Below are 19,852 nucleotides of genomic sequence, written 5' to 3'. Positions count from 1 at the left end.
GCACAAATCTAAAGCACAAACTTTAAAGTCCAAACCTAAAGCACAAACCTAAGCACAAACCTAAGCACAAATCTAAAGCACAAATCTAAAGCACAAATCTAAAGCACAAACTTTAAAGTCCAAACCTAAAGCACAAACCTAAGCACAAACCTAAGCACAAATCTAAAGCACAAATCTAAAGCACAAACTTTAAAGTCCAAACCTAAAGCACAAACCTAAAGTGCAAACCCAAACCCAAACCCAAACCCAAACCCAAACCCAAACCCAAACCCAAACCCAAACCCAAACCCAAACCCAAACCCAAACCCAAACCCAAACCCAGACTTCAAACCTAAGACTCGGCTTCACTCCAGTGAAGCCTGGGGCTTTCGGCCGTATTCATCCTATGGCGCATACTTTTCAATAATGAAAATAGCTCTATATTCCCAATTAAGTGCAATTTTGTATCTTAATTTCCCCTTCAGAAGAGAAAAATGGAAAATAAGAGCATTTTTGTACCTTATTTTAGGAGGAATAAGCCCATAGAGCGTATTTCGAGGAATTTAACATACAAAAATGCACTTATTTAACTTATATCTTTAGTTGCAGCTGAATTAAGGTACAAAAATGCTGCTATGTACACTTTGGGCGCGGTTAAAGCAATGTTACTCTTCAATCGGCGTTGTTTGTTACTACATTCTATTACATCAAGCTATTGTTACTTATGATCTTAACGTTGGTGCCCCAACACAAAAATGCCCGGCCGCGAAGACCGCGTACCGGGCGCAAGTAAAGTTACTTGCCTGCAGATTGTAAGGCCGAATCCCCAATACCCTTTTCTAGAACAAATTCCTGCAGCATCGAGAGATACGCCTTTACCGGTTGGCTCAGGAACTTCCCGCGATTATGAATAATCGCTACCTGCCGGCTTAACACGGGATGAATGATAGGGATGGCGCGAATACTACCGTCATTGTACAGATGGATCAGCGATTTGGATAAGACACTAACGCCTGCTCCCGATTTGATGAGGCTGAAAATAGAGTCTATTGTGTTCGTCTCGATGAATGGCTCCAGCGAGAAGCCGGAGGTACTACAAGAGGCGTCTATTAACTGGCGGCACCGGTGCTCCTTAGGGAACATGATGATCGGCAGCTTCTGTACCTCAGCAAACTCAATAGAAGGCGAGTCGGCTAAAGGATGTCCGGCTGGCACGGTCAAATAAAATTGTTCCTCATAAAGCGGAATATGTTCTAACCGGTCGTCTTCGATGGGAAGAATGGTTACAGCGATATCCATCTCATTTTGCAGGATGGGGTCTACGACATTTTCAGCGGCTACGATTCTGATCTTGATCTTTGGAAATTGGCGATTGAACTCCACCAGTAGCAGTGATACGAGATGATTCAGTTCGCCTGGAAGGGAGCCGATCGTAATGGTGCCGCGTTCGCCATCCTGTAATTCTTCCAATTGTTCCTTGGCGCTATGCATTACATTGAAGATGGTGCACGCATGATTATAAAGTATAGATCCAGCTGCTGTGATGGCAATTTTCTTACCAATCCGGTCAAAAAGCGGTATGCCAAGCTCGTCCTCCAGCGCCTTGATCTGATGACTAAGTGTAGGCTGGGTAACACCCAGCTTGTCTGCCGCACGCGTAAAATGTAGCTCATCGCAGATGGCTTTAAAATATTCGAGTTGCCGTAGTTCCATGTGTCCGTCTCTCCCTGTTACATTATCGCTGCCTACTATAGCAGAAGCCCTCTTGACAGGCAAATGATTTAATACTTTATAGACACGATCCGTTATAATAAGCAATGCGGAATGTCAGCAAGGGAGAGGAAGAGATGAAGATTAAGCGGATAATTTGGAAATGGTTCAGTGGAATGACGTTCAAGAGCAAGCTGCTGACTGTCTTTATACCTTTAATTGTCGTGTCGCTTAGCATTTTGGGAGTGGTATCCAGTGAGATTTTTAGCCGTTCTCTCATCAATCGTAGCGTTAATGATGTAATTGATCAATCGAGTCTGATTATCAATAAGCTGGATTCCATTACGAAAAATATGGAGATTTGCTCCAATATGCTGGTCACGGATGTGAACCGGTTATACGATAACTTTCCCATTGAACGAACAGCTGTAGAGGAGAATCAATTCCGGTTGACGATGCAGAGCCGCTTGGCGATTGATCTGTCATTGTTCGCGGAAACAGATGCAGCCGTTTTCATTGACAGTAACGGTAAAATTTATACGTCCTATCCAGCACGAAATGATGAAAGCGAAGCCATTCGCAGTGGCGTTCCTGAGGAACTGCTGAAACAGGGCAACTATGGCTCAGCTTACTGGTTTCCTATGCAGAAAAGGAATTACATGACACCAAATCCTGATGTACCTGTTCTAACACTAGGAAAGGTAGTTATTAACATCAACACTGGGGAACGCTATGGCACGTTATTCCTAATTATTAAAGAGCCTACCCTGTCAGCTTCTCTTGTAAGCGGGAACAATATTAATCAAAAGAACTATTTTCTCGTGGACGAGCGCCGGATCATCGTGGCCAGCCCGGACAAGGAGCAAGTACTGACCCCAATTACGAATCCAACAGAGCTTGCGCTGCTCAAATCAACATCAGATCAAACAGAGACGGCTACCCGAAATACAGATGGCAAGAGACTAATTACGGTTACAGATTATCCGGGGATGCAGTGGAAGCTGCTTAATGTAGCGGACCTGGATGTTCTGACAAAGGATGTTGGAAAAAACACAAAGCTCACAATTCTGATCGGCTTCACCTGTCTTCTGTTGTCTTTGCTGGGGGCCCATTTTCTCTCCAAGGTGGTCCTGAATCCACTGCAGGATTTGACGAAAAGAATGCGCCGGGTCATGGACGGTAACCTGTATGTAGAAGCACCAGTTCACACCAATGACGAAATCGGTTTGATTTCCCGTGTGTTTAATTCCATGATCAAGCAGATTCAGGAGCTGCTGCAGAATAAGGAGAAGGAACAGAAGCGGAAGCGAGAATATGAGCTGGCATTGATTACTTCTCAGGTGAAGCCGCACTTTTTGTACAATACGCTGGATACGATTTATATTCTGAATGATATGGATCGTAATCAGGAGGCACGGGATACAACCAAGGCCTTGGCAGATTTTTATCGGGTGGTGCTTAGCAAGGGCCGTGAGCTCATTATTCTGGATCAGGAAATCAAGATGACTACCGACTATTTGTCCATCATGCAGATGAGATACCCCGATGTGTTCCAGTATGAGATTCGTATCCCGCAAGAACTGCGGAACACGCCGATTCCGAAGTTATCGCTCCAGCCGTTGGTGGAGAACGCTATCTATCATGGCCTGAAGACCAAAGGGGAGCGTGGACTCATTGTAATCTCCGCAGTGAAAGAGAAGGAGAAGATCATCCTCCGCGTGGAGGACGACGGAGTGGGAATGAGTGAGGAGCAGCTGAAAGAGGCTTGTTGCTTCCAAGAGGAGGACAAGGTGGTTAAATCCATCGGGGTTTATAGTGTTCAGGAGCGAATAAAATTGTATTTTGGAGCAAAATACGGTTTAACCATATTCAGTGAAGAGGGAAAAGGAACAAGGGTGGATATTACTGTTCCAGGCGGAAAAACAGGAGGGAAAGCGGATGTACCGGATTATGATCGTGGACGATGAACCCTTGTTTCGAGATTATTTACGGATGAAAATGGATTGGGAAGACTATGGCTACATGGTATGCTGCGAAGCCCGCAATGGCAAAGAAGCGCTGGAGGAAGCAGAGATTCATCGCCCTCATCTGGCCTTGATTGATATCAATATGCCGTTCATGAACGGCTTTGAGCTTGCAGAGCAACTGAAGATACGTTTCTCGGAGATGACGATTGTCTTCGTGACAGGCCACAATGAATTTGAGTATGTCCAGCAAGCGGTTCGTCTGGGCGTTCATGATTATTTGTTAAAACCATTTAATCGGGAGGAACTTGCGGCCATGCTGGAACGGATTCAGCCGAAGCTGCCGAAGCTCCAAGAATCGCCCGAAGAAGCACAGGCTGCTCTGCAGAGTGCTGATGTCAATAACAAGCAATACCCTGCAGCCGCGATTCAGGAGAGTATCCTGATCTCGTTGCGACTTAGTGACCAGGACACATTAAGTGAGGTAAAGCGCGCCATTCAATCGCTTCGCTCCCATGATTTGAACAGCGAATACGTCTACACGATGCTTATGGGGCTGGTCTCGATCGGACTGTCCTTTGCCGGAGAGCGGGGAGTAGCCTCAGAGCATCTGCTGGAGAATCTGACTGGGTCGTCTCCTGACAAGAATCTCCGCGGGTGTGTGACCTGGGATGAGATAGAGGTTTGGTTGCTGAGCTTTTTCGAACGGCTGATTGGCTTGACGGAGAGCACAAGACAAACCAAGTCTTATAAGCTTTACAGTGATGCAAAAGCATATATTGAACAACATTACACCGAAGAAGAGTTATCCGTTGAGGCTGTTGCTGCCATCTTATTCGTGGACCCCAGCTATTTGCGGCGCGTATTCCGCAAGGAATCCGGTTATTCGGTGCTGGATCACATCACCCATATCCGAATGAAGAAGGCTAAGGAACTGATCCATAAGGGGAATATGAAGCTATCGACGATTGCATACGAAGTTGGATACAGTGATCCGAATTATTTCAGCAAAAGCTTCAAAAAGAAATTTGGCATGACGCCTACAGAGTTTGAACAACTGAGGTAAAAGGGAGCCGGGTCTGCCCGGCTCTTTTGCATGAATATAGGAATTTATATGTTCTACGCTATAAATTATCCTTATATTTCTCGCTGAAACGGATACCTTCCCTTAGAGTCGGCATTGCTGATTCTACTTGTTGTCCCGTTTTTTACTTATCCGGCCCGTTTTGCTCATTCTGCAAAAGGCACAGATCATTTTATAATGAAAGCGCAAACAAGAAAGCGCTAACTAAATTAAGCTACAGGGGGAAATAAAGATGAAGAGCACATGGAATAAAACGTGGGCTGGAGTACTTGCATTGACACTGGTTGCGTCCCTGACCGCCTGTGGTGGCGGATCTTCTTCAAACAAACCGACTAACACAGGCACTTCAGGAGGAAGTGAAGCCGGAGCGAATGAGAAAGTCAAACTGAAAGTGTACGCACAACATTTTGATGATGATACCGCCAAGCCGTTTGATTACGCAGTTGAAGAACTGAAGAAGGAAATGCCAAATGTGGAGATTGAGCTTGATCCGGCAGTTCAAGACGGATTCCAGAAGCTGAAAACTTATGCGGCGACAGGAAATCTGCCTGATATCTATTATACAGATTGGAACACACTACAAACCTTCTCCAAATCCCAAAACGTACAGGTACTCGACGATTATGATACGACCAAAGAATACAAGGCAAATCTTAATCCAGGCGTCGAATCCCGGATGGTTGCTCCAGATGGTCACGTCTATGCCTTCCCGGATACAGGTGTAGAGTTCGAGCTTCTGTATTACAACAAGAAGATTTTCCAAGAAGCTGGCATTTCGGTCCCAATCAAAACGATTGACGAACTCGCAGAAGCAGCTCAGAAATTAAAGGCTAAGGGTTATGTACCACTCTCCATCTTTGCCAAAGAAAAATGGATCACTACAGCGTTCTACAATGCCTTCTTGACACGTGAGGATGGCATCGGAACAGGCGTATTTGAAAAAGGTGATCCGAAGGAAACTCCGCAAAGTGCAGTCACTGCCGCTGAGCAAGTGAAAAAGCTGCAACAAGTCGGATTGCTTGATGTCAATGCAACCAATACGAATTATGACCAGGCCTCTTCGATGTTCTATACCGGGAAATCCGCTATGATGATTAACGGCCAATGGGAAATTTACAGTGCGCAAGAAAAGATGGGCGACAATGTAGACTTCATGTACTGGCCGGCCAAAGACGAGCAAACCTATGAGAACATGAAATTCCAAATGAACGGCTCCGGTGGACCACAAGGATATGCTGTATCCTCCAAGAGCAAAAATATTGATGTGGCTGTTAAAGTAGCGGCTTTCATCGCCAAAAAATCGGCTGAGTACAAATTTACGGTACTAGGTAACCCAATCGTTGCACCGAAGATCGATAAGCCTGTTACGGCAACAGATATTCCGGCAATGATGAAGCGCCTGACTACGGATGTACTGCCTAACGCTAAGGGCTACGCTGTAGCGGTCAGCAAGTTGAGCATCAGCACAGCGATTGATGATAATACGCAAAACCTGCTGGTTGATGGATTTAGTGTAGATGATTTTGTTAAAAATATGAATCGCGCTTTGGCCAAATAAAGAGAGAGCTACAGAGAAACGTTTAAGAACCCTGGACTTCAAGCTTCGGCTTGGGGCTTCCGGGGTTCTAAACCAGAGAATATTTATTTTGGAAAGGAGCTGTGGAGGGTTATGAGACAGTATTTGGGCAATAAAAAAGCGATTCTATTCTTCCTTCTGCCCGCCATGCTAATCTACACCATAATTATCATTTATCCGGTGCTGCAAACCGTTTACCGCAGTTTTTACAACTGGGACGGTCTCAGTGATGCAACCTTCAACGGGCTGGGGAATTTCCGCGATTTATTCACGGACCCGCTCCTGAAGACATCGCTGAAAAACGGTGGGATTTTTGCTTTAGTGCTTGTTGTATTTCAAATCGGCTTGGGTACAATTCTGGCTTTAGTCTGTGCAGACGTTACGGTTAAGGGACGCAAGCTGCTCAAGACGGCTTACTTTATTCCGGTCGTATTGTCCGTGACGGTTGTCTGCCAGCTCTGGATCGCGATCTATGATCCGACTAACGGGCTTATCAATCGTCTGCTGCAAATGCTGGGTATTCCTTATCAGCAGCATTGGTTAACTTCACCGACCAAATCGATTATCGCAATTGCATTCGTCAATGCATGGCAGTTCATGGGTTATCAATTCGCACTTCTGTATGCAGGCGTCAAGTCTATTCCTGAACAGTATATGGAGGCCGCGACGATCGACGGCTGCAGCAAATGGAAGGCCCACTGGAAAGTGACACTACCGCTAATGAAAGAAACGTACAAGTTCTGCTTTACGATCGCTATCACCGGCGGAATTAGCGCCTTTACGCAAATGCTGATCATGACCAACGGTGGACCGGGAACGAGCAATTATACGATGACCTTCATGGTATACCGTTACGCTTTCCTCGAAAGCAACTATGGTTATGCTTGCGCCGTAGCGGTAGTTCTGGTAATCATTTCGCTCATTGCAACGGTGGTTATCAACAAAGTATTTGATCGTAACGAGGCGGTCTAGGCAGAAAGGGGAACGTGACATGAAAAAGGCGTTAGGCGTACTTTACCAGGTTCCGCTGTGGATCTATTTTATCGTTTCGGTATATCCGCTAGTCTGGATGATTTCATATTCATTGAAAAATAACGACGAAATTTTCTCGACCAATCCGTTTGGCTTACCGACACACTTCCGCTTTGAGAACTATGTGACTGCATGGTCACAATTCAATATTCCAAAATACTTTATTAACAGTATTGTAGTTTCATCCATTGCTACAGTCTTCATTCTGCTCTTTGCGTTGATGTTCGCCTTTGCTGTAGCCCGGCTGACCTGGAAGTTCAGAAATGCTGTTCGGATCTATATGCTGGTCGGGATGTTTATCCCGCTTCAGGTAATTATGATTCCGCTCGCGATTCTGGTTCGGGACTTCCATTTATCTAATACGTATGGAGCACTGATTGTTCCTTATATAGCCTTAGGGCTTCCGTTCTCAACCATGATATTCTACGGATTCATGCGTGGAATTCCAACGGAGATTGAAGAAGCGGCTTGTATGGATGGTGCGAATATCTACCGGATGTTTATGCAAGTGATCATGCCGATGGTTATGCCGGCTATTGCAACGGTTGCAATTTTCCAATTCCTTACGAACTGGAACGAATTCACCCTTGCATATATCCTGATCTCTAATGAAGCGATGAAAACTCTGCCGCTCGGTCTCTTGTTCTTCCAAGGACAATACAGCACGGACTGGGGCGGAATGGGTGCCGTAATGACGATGGCTTCGCTGCCGATGATCATCGTGTATCTGTTCTTCAGTGAGCAGGTGGAACGAGCAATGACGGTCGGCTCTGCGGTTAAGGGATAGGCGAAACAAGCTGAAACTTAGTAAGGCTAAAAACTTTCTGTCTTTCGAGACAGAGAGTTTTTTTATTGTTTTTTTGAAACGAAGCGCCCTCATGCTATAATGTTCAGAAAAACAAACGCAGGAGACTGAAATGACTACATTGATTGATAAAATAGCTTTGGTTCATATGGTTGAAGGTCGTGTGCTGGCTGCCCGCTCCACCGGAAAAGATACCTACTATCTGCCTGGAGGGAAACGTGAGCCCGGCGAGACCGATGAAGAAACGCTTGTTCGTGAGATAGAGGAGGAATTGTCCGTTCAGATTAAGCCAGAGACGATCTCGTTATTAGGGACCTTTGAAGCAGGGGCACATGGCAAAGCAGAAGGTGTGACTGTGCGAATGACCTGCTATACTGCGGAATTTGAAGGGGAGTTAACCGCCGCCTCGGAAATTGAGGAACTGGCATGGTTAACCTACAGCGATCGGGATCGCGTCTCCGCCGTCAGCCAATTGATTTTCGACAAGCTGCATGAGTTGAAGCAGCTATTCTAAATGAAGTCCTGAATGAAATTCCAAACGAAATTCTGAGTAAAAGTCCGTTTACAGCCTATAATAGGCGTGAAGCGGGCTTTTTTTGTTCAAATATAAGAATTTATATGTTTCACTTTATAAATCATCCTTATATTTCTCGCTGAAACGGATACCGTCCCTTAGAAGACGGAAAAGCTGTTTCTACTTGCTGAAAGCGGAATTTACGAATAAAGGACAGATGTCCTTCCCTGAATGGGCCGTAATGTCTTTTAATTAGTAGGAGAGTTAGATGAAGGAGAGAGACATGAGATGAGAGGAATTATTTTTGCATTTTTGGGTGGGGCCTGCATTACGCTGCAAGGTGTCGCTAACGCGAGAATTAGTCAGGATATTGGCACCTGGCAGGCTGCGACAATCACTCAGCTGACCGGATTTTTGATGGCATTGCTGATCCTGTTGTTCGTCCGGGACGGCAAGCGGCAGGGTTTTAAGAAAGTGAAGCCTTTATATTTGCTGGGAGGCTCCTTTGGTGCTGTTATTATTTTCACCGAGGTTACAGCGATTCGGATGATGGGTGTGACCTATACGATCTCTGCGCTGCTAATTGCCCAGTTATGCCTGACATTCTTAACTGATGTTCGTGGATGGTTTGGGGTCAAAAAACTGAAGCTGCGGGTACCGCATTTTATTGGCATCGGGATGATGATCGCTGGTGTCGTAATCATGAAATTTTAAAATTGTAATACACAAATGGGGGAAACACATATGCTAGCGGGAATACTACTGGCGCTTATCGCCGGTTCACTTGTCGGCCTGCAAAATATTTTTAACAGTAAAGTTAATGAACATACCGGTTCATGGTCAACGACTACATTGGTGCTCGGTATGGGCTTCATCGCTTCACTGACCATCAGCCTGATTGTTGAAGGAAAAAGCACCTTTGCGCTGCAAAATATGCAGCCATGGTATTGGATCAGCGGAATGATCGGCGTTGGCGTTGTGATCTGTCTCGTTCAGGGAGTGAAGCTGCTGGGACCTACCTACGCGATCTCCATCGTGATGACTTCACAACTCGCTTTTGCCCTGCTATGGGATTCTATGGGGTGGCTTGGACTAGAAAAGGTTCCGTTTAACTTTAATCAGTTTCTTGGAGTACTGGTCATTGTCGGCGGAATTATTGTGTTTAAATTTGGAGGTAAAGCGAAAGGGACAGAAGCAGCACAAGCACCTGTCCTTGGCAGAACGGGTACACAGGAGTAACGCAGACAAGAGGTTTGAGCACCACCTTAGACCCCGCACCGGCGCGCCGGGAGGCGCACACGTTGCGGGGGAACTCTTACAGTACTTCGTGCAAATTGTATCCATTGACTTTAACCGAACGATCATTTAAGGTGAGGTCATGAGACATAAAGACGAAAAAAAGAGTGAAGCCATCTTTGAAGCAACGATTAAACTATTGAATGAAATTGGATTTTCGGATATTTCCATGTCCAAAATTGCCAAGGTAGCGAACGTTTCCTCGGCAACCATCTATGTGTATTTTGAAAATAAGGAGGATATGTTAGCCAAGCTTTACGTTAAGGTTAAGGAAAAAATGAGTCAGCAGATGAGCAAGGGACTGGATGAATCCCTGTCTTCCCAAAAATTGTGCGAGCAGCTTATGCGAAATTCTCTGGATTTTATCATGAACAACAAGGATTACTTCCTGTTGCTGGAACAGTATCAGCACTCTCCCTATGTTGAACGGCTATGCCTGGATGATACGTCATCGATGTTTGTTGGGCTATATGAACTATTCGACAAAGGGAAGCAGAAGGGAGAGCTTAAAGCGCTGAACACTATGCTGCTCTTGTCCTACTGTTACCTGCCAGTCACGCATTTCGCCAAATCGGCATTCAAGGGGCAACTGGAGGGCAGCGAAGAGAATTTCCAGCAGATTATTCGTATGAGTTGGGATGCGGTTCGCTCCTAGATGGAGAAGCCGCTACTATATGTATGACCGAAGAAGTATTTAACTGGGGGAAGCTAGAGAATATTTAGCATACAACGGAAGACATCCAGACGCATATAGGCGGTAAAAGAGTCTGCAAATAAAAGAACCCTGTCGGTTAACGACAGGGTTCTTTTTGGTTATGGGGGGGACGCCAGCCATTAATTTGCACCATACCATTCCTTAGCCTCTGTCTTGCCGAGTCTCCAAACGACAAGGACCGGCAGGATGATGCCAACCAAGAATCCGAAGTTATGCCAGACAAAGTACTCCACGATCCGGAGAAGAATAAGAATGCTGGCGAGTACGATAGCATGGTTACGCCGGGAGGGAATGGGTTGTCCCAAGCGGCTTGCGACCCAAATGGCGACCAAGCCAAAGAGGATCATGATCGCCGCCAATGTCATTTTCAGAGAATTATTACTGCCAATGGAATAGAAACCGTTGAAAAGGTTAACAACCGCTGCGAGATATAAAAGAATTTGCGTCAGCATCACCGCCTGCGGCTTCTGACTGCTTGTCCGAAGATTGCTTGACATATGGATCACTCCTCTTCAATAGGTGAATGTGGGCGATTGGTTGGGCTCAGCGCCGTTTCAGCACGGTCGCACCATTGCAGAACGGTTTCTGAAAACTCTTTTCCATACTGCTGCAACAATAAGGGACCGGTGAGGGAGGCGGCGCTGCCAGGGATGTCCCAAGCGGCACCTGGCTGAATGCCTTGAGTGCTTCTTAAGAACCATTCAAAATGATTGCGTCGCTCTTTTATCAGGTTGAGCAGTAATTCAGGTTCTTCCTGACTGGCAAACAGAAATTTGACGAGATTCTCATCCCTGATCTGAATAGGAGCGGAGGGAGTGGACAACCATGTCCGCAGTGCGCAGCGGCCACAAGTGGTAAGCTTCCAACGCTGGCGTGATCTCGGGCCTTCGATGCCATTAAAGGCTTCAATCAGTTCTAAGCCCTCAAGCACCTTCAGTTGGGGGTAAAGCTGACCGTCACTGATTCCCCAGAAGAAGCCTACGGATCTTTTGGCAGCCTCGCGAATCTCGTATCCACTTCGTGGCTGAAGAGATAAGAATCCCAGTATCGTCCATGCAGTTGGCGTCAATTCTAATGGCTCCGGATGATCAGAGCTTGCTGAGAGCAAGTTTTCATCGTCGCTATTAGCCGTATGACTATTCATAAAGGAACTTCACCTCTTTCATATATCTCTCCCAGAGATATATTCTCATGGTGTAGCATCCTTGTCAACTCACCTCTTTTTAATTCCCTGAACCACGTTGTATTATTCCTCTGACTCGGCCACCGGTGAGGTTTGTTCCACGTACGCAATAAAGCGTTTGGTAGCTGGCGAGAGGTAACGGTCTTTGCGCCACTTCAGCCCGATCTCCCAGTACCAGCCCTCCTCCTGGATGGGAATCCAGGCCAAGCCATCGAGCATGAGGCCCAGCGTCTGAGGAAGAACAGACACCCCGAGTCCGGCTTTGATAAAGCCGGCAACCGTAGCCAAATCCTCAGCGTCATATGTGGAGGTCAGCATAAAGCCTGTATTTTGAAAACGAGAGGTTAGGGTAGCCTTCAGGCCACAGTTGTTCTTGAGTCCGACAAAGGGTTCCCCGGACAGCTCCAGCAGGCTCAGTGATTCACGTCCGGCAAAGGGGTGAGTGGAGGAGACAACGATATATAGGGGCGTTTTCTCGATGATGATCCATTCGTGATTGTCCATGATGGTTTCCCTGGAAGTGATCATCAGATCAGAGTGACCGGTCTCCAGATGCTCATCAATATCACCATTGTTGCCTTGCTTTAGTTCAAATCTCACTTCTGGATGGTCAACGCGGTAGTCCCTGATAAGAGAAGGAACTCGGTCTACACCTAAGATGTTCAAATAAGACATGGAGATGATACCTTGGTCGGGATGAATCCATTCCTCGATTTCCTGCATCCCGTTCTTGATGTCCTGCAAAGCTTGTTCCACCCATTTCACGAACATTTTCCCGTAACGATTCAGTTGTATATTGCGTCCATTACGCTCGAAGAGCGGAATACCTAACTCGCTCTCCAGCTTGGTGATCGAATGGCTTAATGCAGGCTGGGTGATGTTCAAAGCCTTGGCAGCCATGGTCATATGTTGCAGACGGGCAGCAGTCAGGAAATATTCTAGTTGGGTAAGCTCCAACTTCGGCACCTTCTTTTATATGAAATATATTAATGAATTTGATTATAACTATGAATTAGACAATATAACAAGTCGGAGGATAAGATTACAGTGAACTTGATGAACAAGTGCATTTGCCTAGTCGGCATAAATAAATAGCAGGAGGATGAATCATGAATATATTTTTGAAAAATCCGTTAAACGAGTTTGCAGGAAAAACGGCGCTGGTTACCGGTGGGACAAAGGGAATGGGTAAAGCGATCGCCAGCAGACTGGCTCAAGCCGGAGCCACGGTGATGACCAGCGCCCGCTCTGTCCCCGACGAGTTGGGTGACGCTAGCTTGTTCGTCCAAGCTGACTTGGCTACTCCTGAAGGGGTGGAGAAGGTCATTCAAGCGGTGAAAAGCCGTTTTGGCAGCATTGATATTGTGGTGCACTGTGTAGGTGGATCGACAACTCCCGCCGGGGGCGCGCTCGCCTTGACCGATGAAGATTGGTTGCATGAGCTGAGCTGGAATCTGCTGGCTGCTGTTCGCCTGGATCGGGGCCTGCTGCCGCTGATGGTAGAGAAGAAGGCCGGAGCCATCGTTCACATCTCGTCAATCCAGAGAGTTCTGCCGTTGCACGAGTCGACCTTAGCGTATGCTGCTGCCAAAGCTGCGCTTACGAACTACAGTAAAGGGTTGTCCAAGGAGTTTTCGCCCCGAGGCATTCGTGTAAATACGGTAGCTCCTGGTTTTATCCAGACGGAGGCTGCTGATGCTATGATAGACCGTCTTGCTATTCAGACAGGCAGCAGAGAAAGCGCACTGGAAGAATTGTTGCAATCCCTTGGTGGCATACCGCTTGGACGTCCGGGTACCCCGGCAGAGGTGGGTGAACTGGTTGCTTTCCTGGTATCGGATCGGGCAGCGTCAATCACGGGCAGCGAATTTGTTATTGACGGCGGAACGATTCCGACGGTCTAATATTTATCCGGGTGGGCATAACCATTCATGAAGTGTGATGGAGAAGGAATCCTCTCGGTCAACGGCACAGAATCTTAGGAAGAGAAGCACCGTCAGATTGTGCGAATACAGCAAGAAAAGGCGGGGCAAATGCCCCGCCTTTTTCATAGCGTTTAATCTATGCATCTACCGCGAAATAGTTCATACCCATCGCCTCGCGCACCTCGAGCATCGTTTCTTTGGCAGCCAGGCGCGCTGTTTCCGTACCTGATATCAGAATTTCATCCACACGCTTGGGATGATTCTGATAGGTTACACGTCGTTCCCGCATAGGCTCCAGCAGCTCATTAATGGTAGCGAAAATCTTTCTTTTACACTCCGAGCAGCCGATCTGCCCTTTAGTACAGTCTTCATGGATTTCCTGTGCTCCTTGCGGGCGGAAGGCCTGATGATATGCATAGATTGGACAGATATCAGGATGACCGGGGTCGGATTTGCGGATACGGGCAGGATCCGTAGTCGCTTTTTGAATCTGCAGACTGATTTCCTCCGGTGTGGAGTCCAAATAGATGGCATTTCCAAGACTTTTGCTCATTTTGCTGTTTCCATCCAGACCGATGAGACGAGGGATCTCGCCTACAAGGGCTCTAGGTTCGATTAATACGGGTTTATATAACTGATTGAAGCGGCGGACGATTTTGCGGGACTGCTCGATATGGGGAAGCTGGTCTTCACCCACCGGCACCAATGACGCTTTGCAAAAGGTAATATCTGCGGTCTGACTCACTGGATACCCAAGGAAGCCGTAATACATATCCTGAAAGCCGCGTTCTGCTGCTTCTGCCTTGATTGTGGGGTTATGGCGCAAAGCGTTCACCGTTACGAACATGGAGAAATAAGCTGTTAATTCGGCAATCTCCGGGATCAAGGACTGCACCAGAATAGTAGCCTTCTCAGGATCAATTCCCGCCGCCAAATAATCCATAGCCACCTGACGCAGATTGCGCTGAATCAGCTCCGGCTGTTCGAAGTGGGTCGTGAGGGCCTGCACATCTGCAAGCAGTAAAAAGGTGTCATATTGATGCTGCAATTCTACCCGGTTCTTCAGACTTCCGACGTAATGTCCAAGATGGAGCTTTCCTGTAATCCGGTCTCCGGTTAATATACGTTCTTTCATGAATAATCCTCCTCAATAATAGGCTTGTGCGACTGAAATTACGGAACCACCAACCATCGTCCATGGACATCACCCCCTTTAAAAAATACAAAAAAACCCCGTCCGCAAAGGACGAGGTTATCGTGGTACCACCTTTTTAACCGCTATATAAGCTGAACTTAAGAATTTGGCTCCGTTAGATTCTTAAATTCACTTTCTATACAAGCGGTTCACTAAAAGTACAGGAAGACGCCATGAATAGGCGGTCTTGCGATACTCCTCTCTTGGTAACGGGGAGAGACTCCCGGCAGCGCCTACTTTAAGGTTCAGCGTAGCGACTCAGAAGCCCATTCGGCATCAGGTGAGGATCGGTTCACAGCGGCCACCGACTCTCTGGACCTCAACATCTGATGCGTACTTACTCTTCTTCAACGTCGTTCATCCGTCTCACATTTCTGTTATTATAATCGACTTTATGTTAGAAATCAAAGCCTCAGGCTTTAAAATCTTCAATTCGTTCAGGACTGGCGTCTGCCAGGGCTTGGCGGAGACTATCTGCTCCATGCTCCCGGTAGCTCGGTGTACCCGGCTGCTGACGCCAGGACTCGTCCAGTCCGCCGGCATCTATAGCGTCAAAACCCAGCTCCTCGACAAGCTGAAGTACAATTGCCTTGGCAGCGGGATCATCCCCGGCTACCGGCAGGGCAATGCGGTTAGGTGAACCAGCGGGTACTCCGCGTTCAAGCAGATTAGCAGCGGTAATCCCATTGAATACTTTATTGACGGGGCGTTTCAAGTACTGCTCGACCCACCGGCTTTCCGGCAAGCCAGCCTCGATCTCCGCAATCAAACCGTCACGTTGACGGGGATAATAATTCCCGGTGTCAATAATGACAGCGTCTGGTGCAGTGTGATCTAAGATCCCCTCGGGAAGATCAGGAATATTCTTTTGCGGAATCGTGACAATGACTAACTCTGCTCCTCGGGCGACTTCTGTAACTTCTTGAGGCGTGGCGCCAGTCTCTGCTGCGAGCTCTGTCAAGGTGTGAGGTCCGCGGGAATTGGCAATTGAGACTTCATGTCCAAGCTTGGTAAGACGACGGGCAAGATTTCCACCGATATGTCCGGCTCCAATAATGGCAATTTTCATATATTCCGACTTCCTTTCCCGATTTAATATGGTATAACATCTTCACTGTAACAGAGAAGTATAGCACTGTAAACAACTTCTTGACTGAACGTTACAAATTATCTATACTGTGATTTATTATTGTTTGGAAAGGAGGACTATTGTCATGACCAGAGGTGGGCGCCCACGAGAATTTAAAGATACGGCGGTGATCGACGCAGCCATGGAAGCCTTTTGGATAAACGGATATGAAGGCTGCTCTACTGAGGATTTGTGCAAACAGACCGGCCTTGGAAAAGGCAGCTTGTATAATGCATTTGGCAGTAAGCATGAGTTATACGAACAAGCCCTTCAGCGGTATCATGAGCAGGGCATTCAGGAGCAGAGCGAGCTTTTGCAGCGTCCGTTGCCATTGAAAGAAAAGCTGCGGGGACTACTGGAATGGGCCGTTCAGGAGGATTTCTCTGAAACAGGGCGCCGGGGCTGTCTCTTGATTAACGCAGCCATGGAACGGGCAGGGGTTGATCCGATGGTGGAGCAGGTGGCAACGCGGCATATCGGGTTTTTAGAGGAGATGCTTTCTGGACTGATGGAGCAGGGGATTGAGACTGGTGAAATCACTTCAGGGAGAGCAGCCAAAGAACTAGCAGGTATGTTTCTCAGCAGCTATTACGGACTTCGTGTACTTAACAGTTCCGCACAGAATCGTGATTTGGCCAACACCATTGTGGAAGGCACATTGGCAGCCATTTACTAGCCGGGTATCCGGCACTTTTTTTTGCGCTAGAATTGTACCGATCATTACAATACTTAGATTTACAATAAATTATGAAAAGAGGAGATTGAAATGCCATTTGCAATCTATGTACTTAGCTTGGCTATTTTTTGTATGACCACCTCAGAATTTATGGTAGCCGGAATGATGAATACACTTGCCGCAGAATTCGGAGTAACCGTATCAGCAGTAGGGTATCTTATTACCGCCTTTTCGGCAGGGATGGTTGTGGGTGGACCGTTGCTGACCGCAGCTTTGCTAAATACACCAAGGAAAAAAGCATTTATTACCCTAATAGCAGTCTTCTTCGTCGGACAACTGCTTGGTGCTGTGGCGGGGAACTATGAGCTGATGATGGTCTCACGCATCATTACCGGTATAGCCTCATCGGCAGCCTTCGGTGTATCGATCTCGATCTCTGCTTCGCTCGTGGATGAGAATACCCGCGGACGTGCGGTGTCAATTATCTTCGGTGGTCTTATGATCGCTACGGTTCTCGGTACTCCTGCGGCAACATGGGCTGCGGAAGCTTATGGATGGCGATTCAGCTTCTGGGCAGTCGCGGTTCTTGTCTTGCTATCAGGAATGACCGCCTTGCGGTTGATTCCGGTATTGTCTACGCCCGAACCTACAAGTTTGCGGCATGAGCTGAAATCCTTTCGTAACCGTGGTCTCTGGGCAGCTTATCTGACCAGCTTTCTCATTATTGGGGCGACATTTGCAGCGTTCAGTTATTTTGCGCCTATTTTCACCGATTTGACAGGCTTTTCTGCAGCCTCGGTTCCACTGCTCTTTGTCGTTTATGGAGCTGCGACTGTGGTAGGGAATTTAATTACGGGCAGACTGGCCGATCGATATATGATGCCACTGCTGACCATAGGTCTGATACTCTTGTCGGTAGCGCTCCTTGCATTTGCCATTGGTGCACATGAACCGGCTGTGGTGATAGCGGCTGTTATCGTCATTGGACTTGCCGGGGTTCCCATGAACCCGCCTATGGTGACCAGGGTTATTCGAGCGGGAGGAAGTGGTCTTATGGTAAACACCATTCATACCGCGATCGTTACCTTTGGTGTAGTGGTAGGCTCGTCGGTTGGTGGCCTGGCCATTAGCGCCGGTTATGGATTGGTAGCTCCGCTCTGGATAGGGCTTATCCTCGCTCTGGCGGGTGTAATCTCCTTACTGCCATTTTTGCTCGGGTTCTCCCGTAGTAAAGTGGTGGAAATAAAGTGATCATTCACAGGCTATGCTAAGCCACAGGTATATTTTTTAAAAGCGGATGTCTTGACATGGAGTGAACTCCATGGGATAAGATGCAGAAGAAATGACAAGCTTGGGTGATAAGCTGCCCAGTTGAAAGGAGCGAAAGATGGAGTCTGTGTACAGTATTGCAGACATTGCCCGGGAGACGGGCCTGACTTATGATACGATCCGTTATTATGAGAAAATCGGGCTGGTGCCGCCTTCAGAGCGGACGGAGAATGGTCAACGCCAATACGGAAAATTGGATCTGGAACGGTTCATATTCATCGTGCGGCTAAGACGAACCCGTATGCCGATAAAATCGATTGAACGCTACATGCAACTGGCGATGGATCAGCAGTATGAGAGCTGTTATAACGTATTGCTTGAGCATAAGCAGCAGATTGACCAGCAACTGACAGAAATACAGTCTACGCTTGAGGTTATGAATTTCAAGCTGGAGCATTATCAGGATATGATGAGGCTCTCAGAATTAGGAGGAGAAAACTTTATGAACAATTATTCTTATTATACTGCTACACCGCAAGCACCGCTTCCTTCCGGATTTGGAGTGACTACTACAGCCGAAGAAGCACTTGGAGGCCGTGATCTGACCGGGAAAATCGCTATTGTCACTGGTGGTTATTCCGGTATCGGTCTGGAAACGACCCGAGTACTGGCAGAAGCCGGCGCTACAGTAATTGTGCCTGCAAGAACGCTAGGGAAAGCCCGGGAAGCACTGGCGGCCATTCCACGCGTAGAGTTGGAAGAACTGGATCTGATCAATCCGGCATCCATTGATGCCTTTGCCCAGCGGTTCATAGATTCCGGTCGTCCGCTGGATATCCTCATCAACAATGCAGGGATCATGGGACCTAAGGTCACTCACGATGCGAGAGGGTATGAGGCGCAGTTTGCCACTAATCACTTAGGTCACTTTCAATTGACGGCCCGCTTGTGGCCAGCGCTCAAGCAATCAGGCAGCGCCCGTGTAGTTTCGTTGTCTTCTATCGGGATCCATATTTCTGGTATCGACTTCGATGATCTGAACTTTGAGAACCGGCCGTATGACAAATACGTGGCTTATGGTCAATCCAAGACGGCGAATTCACTGTTTGCTGTTGGACTGGATCGTCGCGGGCAGCCGCATGGCATTCGTGCATTTGCCGTTCATCCCGGCTCGATTGAGACAGACTTGGCACGGGATGTCTCGGAGGAAGAGCTGACTGCTACTAGCAGTCAATATACCTTCATCACTACTGAACAGGGGGCCGCGACCAGTGTCTGGTGTGCTGCTAATCTACAGCTTGAGGGCAAAGGCGGAGTATATTGTGAGAGTGTGGATATCTCAACGCTTGTCCCGGACGATGCTCCCTTTGGTCCTGGAGTGCTTCAACGGGCCATTGATCCCGGTTTGGCGGAGCGTCTATGGCTGCTGAGTCAGAAAATGACTGGTGTGACCTTCGATAGCTAATGCTATTTTTGGAATGTGAATGGAATCATTCCTGATTGTAATATAAGGACAAAAACAGGCCGGAGGAAAGAATCTCTAGCCTGTTTTTTTGCTGTGAGCCTAAGTAGCAGATGGAACACTGTGGAAGTAGGACAGAAGCATCACATACAGGAAATTGGGCATGGCGTGAAATTCCGACTTTTGGATTATTTGCCTCAATTATCATGGAAACGCCTATATTTACCGTAGAATTGCCACTTATTTCTAGATCGATGATGCCTCTATAATGAGTGTGAATGTCATAGAAGGGAGGAGCGCCTGCGATAACAGATTGTTTAAGTAAGAGCGGGTTGGGC

19 protein-coding genes and 1 other annotated feature are annotated in these 19,852 nt (G+C 47.3%); of the genes, 13 read left to right on the top strand and 6 right to left on the bottom strand.

The genetic code is table 11. The features are described 5' to 3' along the window. Positions 1–774: 774 nt before the first annotated feature. Positions 775–1,692: a LysR family transcriptional regulator gene (locus tag ACFVU8_RS06515; RefSeq protein ID WP_387426384.1), complete on the bottom strand. Its 918-nt coding sequence runs from the start codon at positions 1,690–1,692 to the stop codon at positions 775–777. Positions 1,693–1,826: 134 nt separating this feature from the next. Between ACFVU8_RS06515 and ACFVU8_RS06510 the strand changes: the two genes are divergently transcribed. The 9 genes from ACFVU8_RS06510 to ACFVU8_RS06470 all read left to right on the top strand — a co-directional run bounded on the left by ACFVU8_RS06510 (position 1,827) and on the right by ACFVU8_RS06470 (position 10,615). Then, a complete protein-coding gene (locus ACFVU8_RS06510; RefSeq protein ID WP_387426382.1) occupies positions 1,827–3,656 on the top strand; it encodes a sensor histidine kinase in 1,830 nt (609 codons plus the stop codon). After that, positions 3,628–4,719 carry a response regulator transcription factor gene (locus tag ACFVU8_RS06505; protein WP_387426381.1) on the top strand — a complete coding sequence of 364 codons (1,092 nt, stop codon included), beginning with the start codon at positions 3,628–3,630 and terminating at the stop codon, positions 4,717–4,719. Before ACFVU8_RS06510 ends, ACFVU8_RS06505 begins: the two co-directional genes overlap by 29 nt. A 250-nt stretch (positions 4,720–4,969) precedes the next feature. Continuing rightward, the gene (locus tag ACFVU8_RS06500) at positions 4,970–6,295 is read left to right on the top strand and encodes an ABC transporter substrate-binding protein (RefSeq protein WP_387426380.1); all 1,326 of its coding nucleotides are present in this window, start codon (positions 4,970–4,972) and stop codon (positions 6,293–6,295) included. 111 nt (positions 6,296–6,406) lie between these two features. Beyond that, positions 6,407–7,285: a carbohydrate ABC transporter permease gene (locus ACFVU8_RS06495; RefSeq protein WP_066372789.1), complete on the top strand. Its 879-nt coding sequence runs from the start codon at positions 6,407–6,409 to the stop codon at positions 7,283–7,285. A gap of 19 nt (positions 7,286–7,304) precedes the next feature. Next, the gene (locus tag ACFVU8_RS06490; protein WP_175372660.1) at positions 7,305–8,132 is read left to right on the top strand and encodes a carbohydrate ABC transporter permease; all 828 of its coding nucleotides are present in this window, start codon (positions 7,305–7,307) and stop codon (positions 8,130–8,132) included. Between the two features lie 130 nt (positions 8,133–8,262). Continuing rightward, a complete protein-coding gene (locus ACFVU8_RS06485) occupies positions 8,263–8,664 on the top strand; it encodes an NUDIX hydrolase (RefSeq protein WP_387426379.1) in 402 nt (133 codons plus the stop codon). A 288-nt stretch (positions 8,665–8,952) separates the two neighbouring features. Then, the gene (locus ACFVU8_RS06480; RefSeq protein ID WP_066369363.1) at positions 8,953–9,378 is read left to right on the top strand and encodes a DMT family transporter; all 426 of its coding nucleotides are present in this window, start codon (positions 8,953–8,955) and stop codon (positions 9,376–9,378) included. A gap of 30 nt (positions 9,379–9,408) precedes the next feature. Then, positions 9,409–9,903, top strand: coding sequence for a DMT family transporter (locus tag ACFVU8_RS06475; RefSeq protein WP_387426378.1), 495 nt, complete (start codon positions 9,409–9,411; stop codon positions 9,901–9,903). A gap of 139 nt (positions 9,904–10,042) precedes the next feature. After that, entirely contained in the window at positions 10,043–10,615 is a 573-nt protein-coding gene (locus ACFVU8_RS06470; protein ID WP_387426377.1) for a TetR/AcrR family transcriptional regulator, read from the top strand. Between the two features lie 179 nt (positions 10,616–10,794). Here ACFVU8_RS06470 and ACFVU8_RS06465 read toward each other — a convergent pair whose 3' ends face one another. The 3 genes from ACFVU8_RS06465 to ACFVU8_RS06455 form a co-directional block, all read right to left on the bottom strand. Then, on the bottom strand, positions 10,795–11,172 hold the full coding sequence (locus ACFVU8_RS06465; protein WP_387426375.1) for a hypothetical protein: 378 nt from the start codon (positions 11,170–11,172) through the stop codon (positions 10,795–10,797). Positions 11,173–11,177: 5 nt separating this feature from the next. Then, positions 11,178–11,819 carry a PadR family transcriptional regulator gene (locus ACFVU8_RS06460; RefSeq protein ID WP_387426374.1) on the bottom strand — a complete coding sequence of 214 codons (642 nt, stop codon included), beginning with the start codon at positions 11,817–11,819 and terminating at the stop codon, positions 11,178–11,180. 102 nt (positions 11,820–11,921) lie between these two features. Then, complete coding sequence (locus ACFVU8_RS06455) at positions 11,922–12,815, bottom strand: LysR family transcriptional regulator (protein ID WP_387426373.1); 894 nt, start codon at positions 12,813–12,815, stop codon at positions 11,922–11,924. Between the two features lie 152 nt (positions 12,816–12,967). Between ACFVU8_RS06455 and ACFVU8_RS06450 the strand changes: the two genes are divergently transcribed. Further along, the gene (locus ACFVU8_RS06450; RefSeq protein WP_387426372.1) at positions 12,968–13,762 is read left to right on the top strand and encodes an SDR family oxidoreductase; all 795 of its coding nucleotides are present in this window, start codon (positions 12,968–12,970) and stop codon (positions 13,760–13,762) included. A 157-nt stretch (positions 13,763–13,919) separates the two neighbouring features. Here ACFVU8_RS06450 and trpS read toward each other — a convergent pair whose 3' ends face one another. Together trpS and ACFVU8_RS06440 are read right to left on the bottom strand one after the other, a co-directional pair. After that, complete coding sequence (gene trpS, locus ACFVU8_RS06445) at positions 13,920–14,918, bottom strand: tryptophan--tRNA ligase (protein ID WP_387426370.1); 999 nt, start codon at positions 14,916–14,918, stop codon at positions 13,920–13,922. 104 nt (positions 14,919–15,022) lie between these two features. Then, positions 15,023–15,338: a binding site (T-box leader), on the bottom strand. A 52-nt stretch (positions 15,339–15,390) separates the two neighbouring features. After that, positions 15,391–16,047 carry an NADPH-dependent F420 reductase gene (locus ACFVU8_RS06440; protein ID WP_387426368.1) on the bottom strand — a complete coding sequence of 219 codons (657 nt, stop codon included), beginning with the start codon at positions 16,045–16,047 and terminating at the stop codon, positions 15,391–15,393. A gap of 145 nt (positions 16,048–16,192) precedes the next feature. On the opposite strand from ACFVU8_RS06440, the gene ACFVU8_RS06435 reads away from it, so the two are divergent. The 3 genes from ACFVU8_RS06435 (at position 16,193) to ACFVU8_RS06425 (ending at position 19,517) form a co-directional block, all read left to right on the top strand. Next, positions 16,193–16,783, top strand: coding sequence for a TetR/AcrR family transcriptional regulator (locus ACFVU8_RS06435; RefSeq protein ID WP_175372670.1), 591 nt, complete (start codon positions 16,193–16,195; stop codon positions 16,781–16,783). A 90-nt stretch (positions 16,784–16,873) separates the two neighbouring features. After that, positions 16,874–18,034, top strand: coding sequence for an MFS transporter (locus ACFVU8_RS06430; protein ID WP_387426367.1), 1,161 nt, complete (start codon positions 16,874–16,876; stop codon positions 18,032–18,034). A 136-nt stretch (positions 18,035–18,170) separates the two neighbouring features. Beyond that, positions 18,171–19,517 (top strand): SDR family NAD(P)-dependent oxidoreductase, encoded by a 1,347-nt coding sequence (locus ACFVU8_RS06425; RefSeq protein WP_387426366.1) that lies wholly within the window; start codon positions 18,171–18,173, stop codon positions 19,515–19,517. Positions 19,518–19,852 lie beyond the last annotated feature (335 nt).

The organism is Paenibacillus sp. NPDC058177 (assembly GCF_042883835.1).
GTDB lineage: Bacteria > Bacillota > Bacilli > Paenibacillales > Paenibacillaceae > Paenibacillus_AQ > Paenibacillus_AQ agri.
This window is presented reverse-complemented; position numbering and strand designations above follow the sequence as displayed.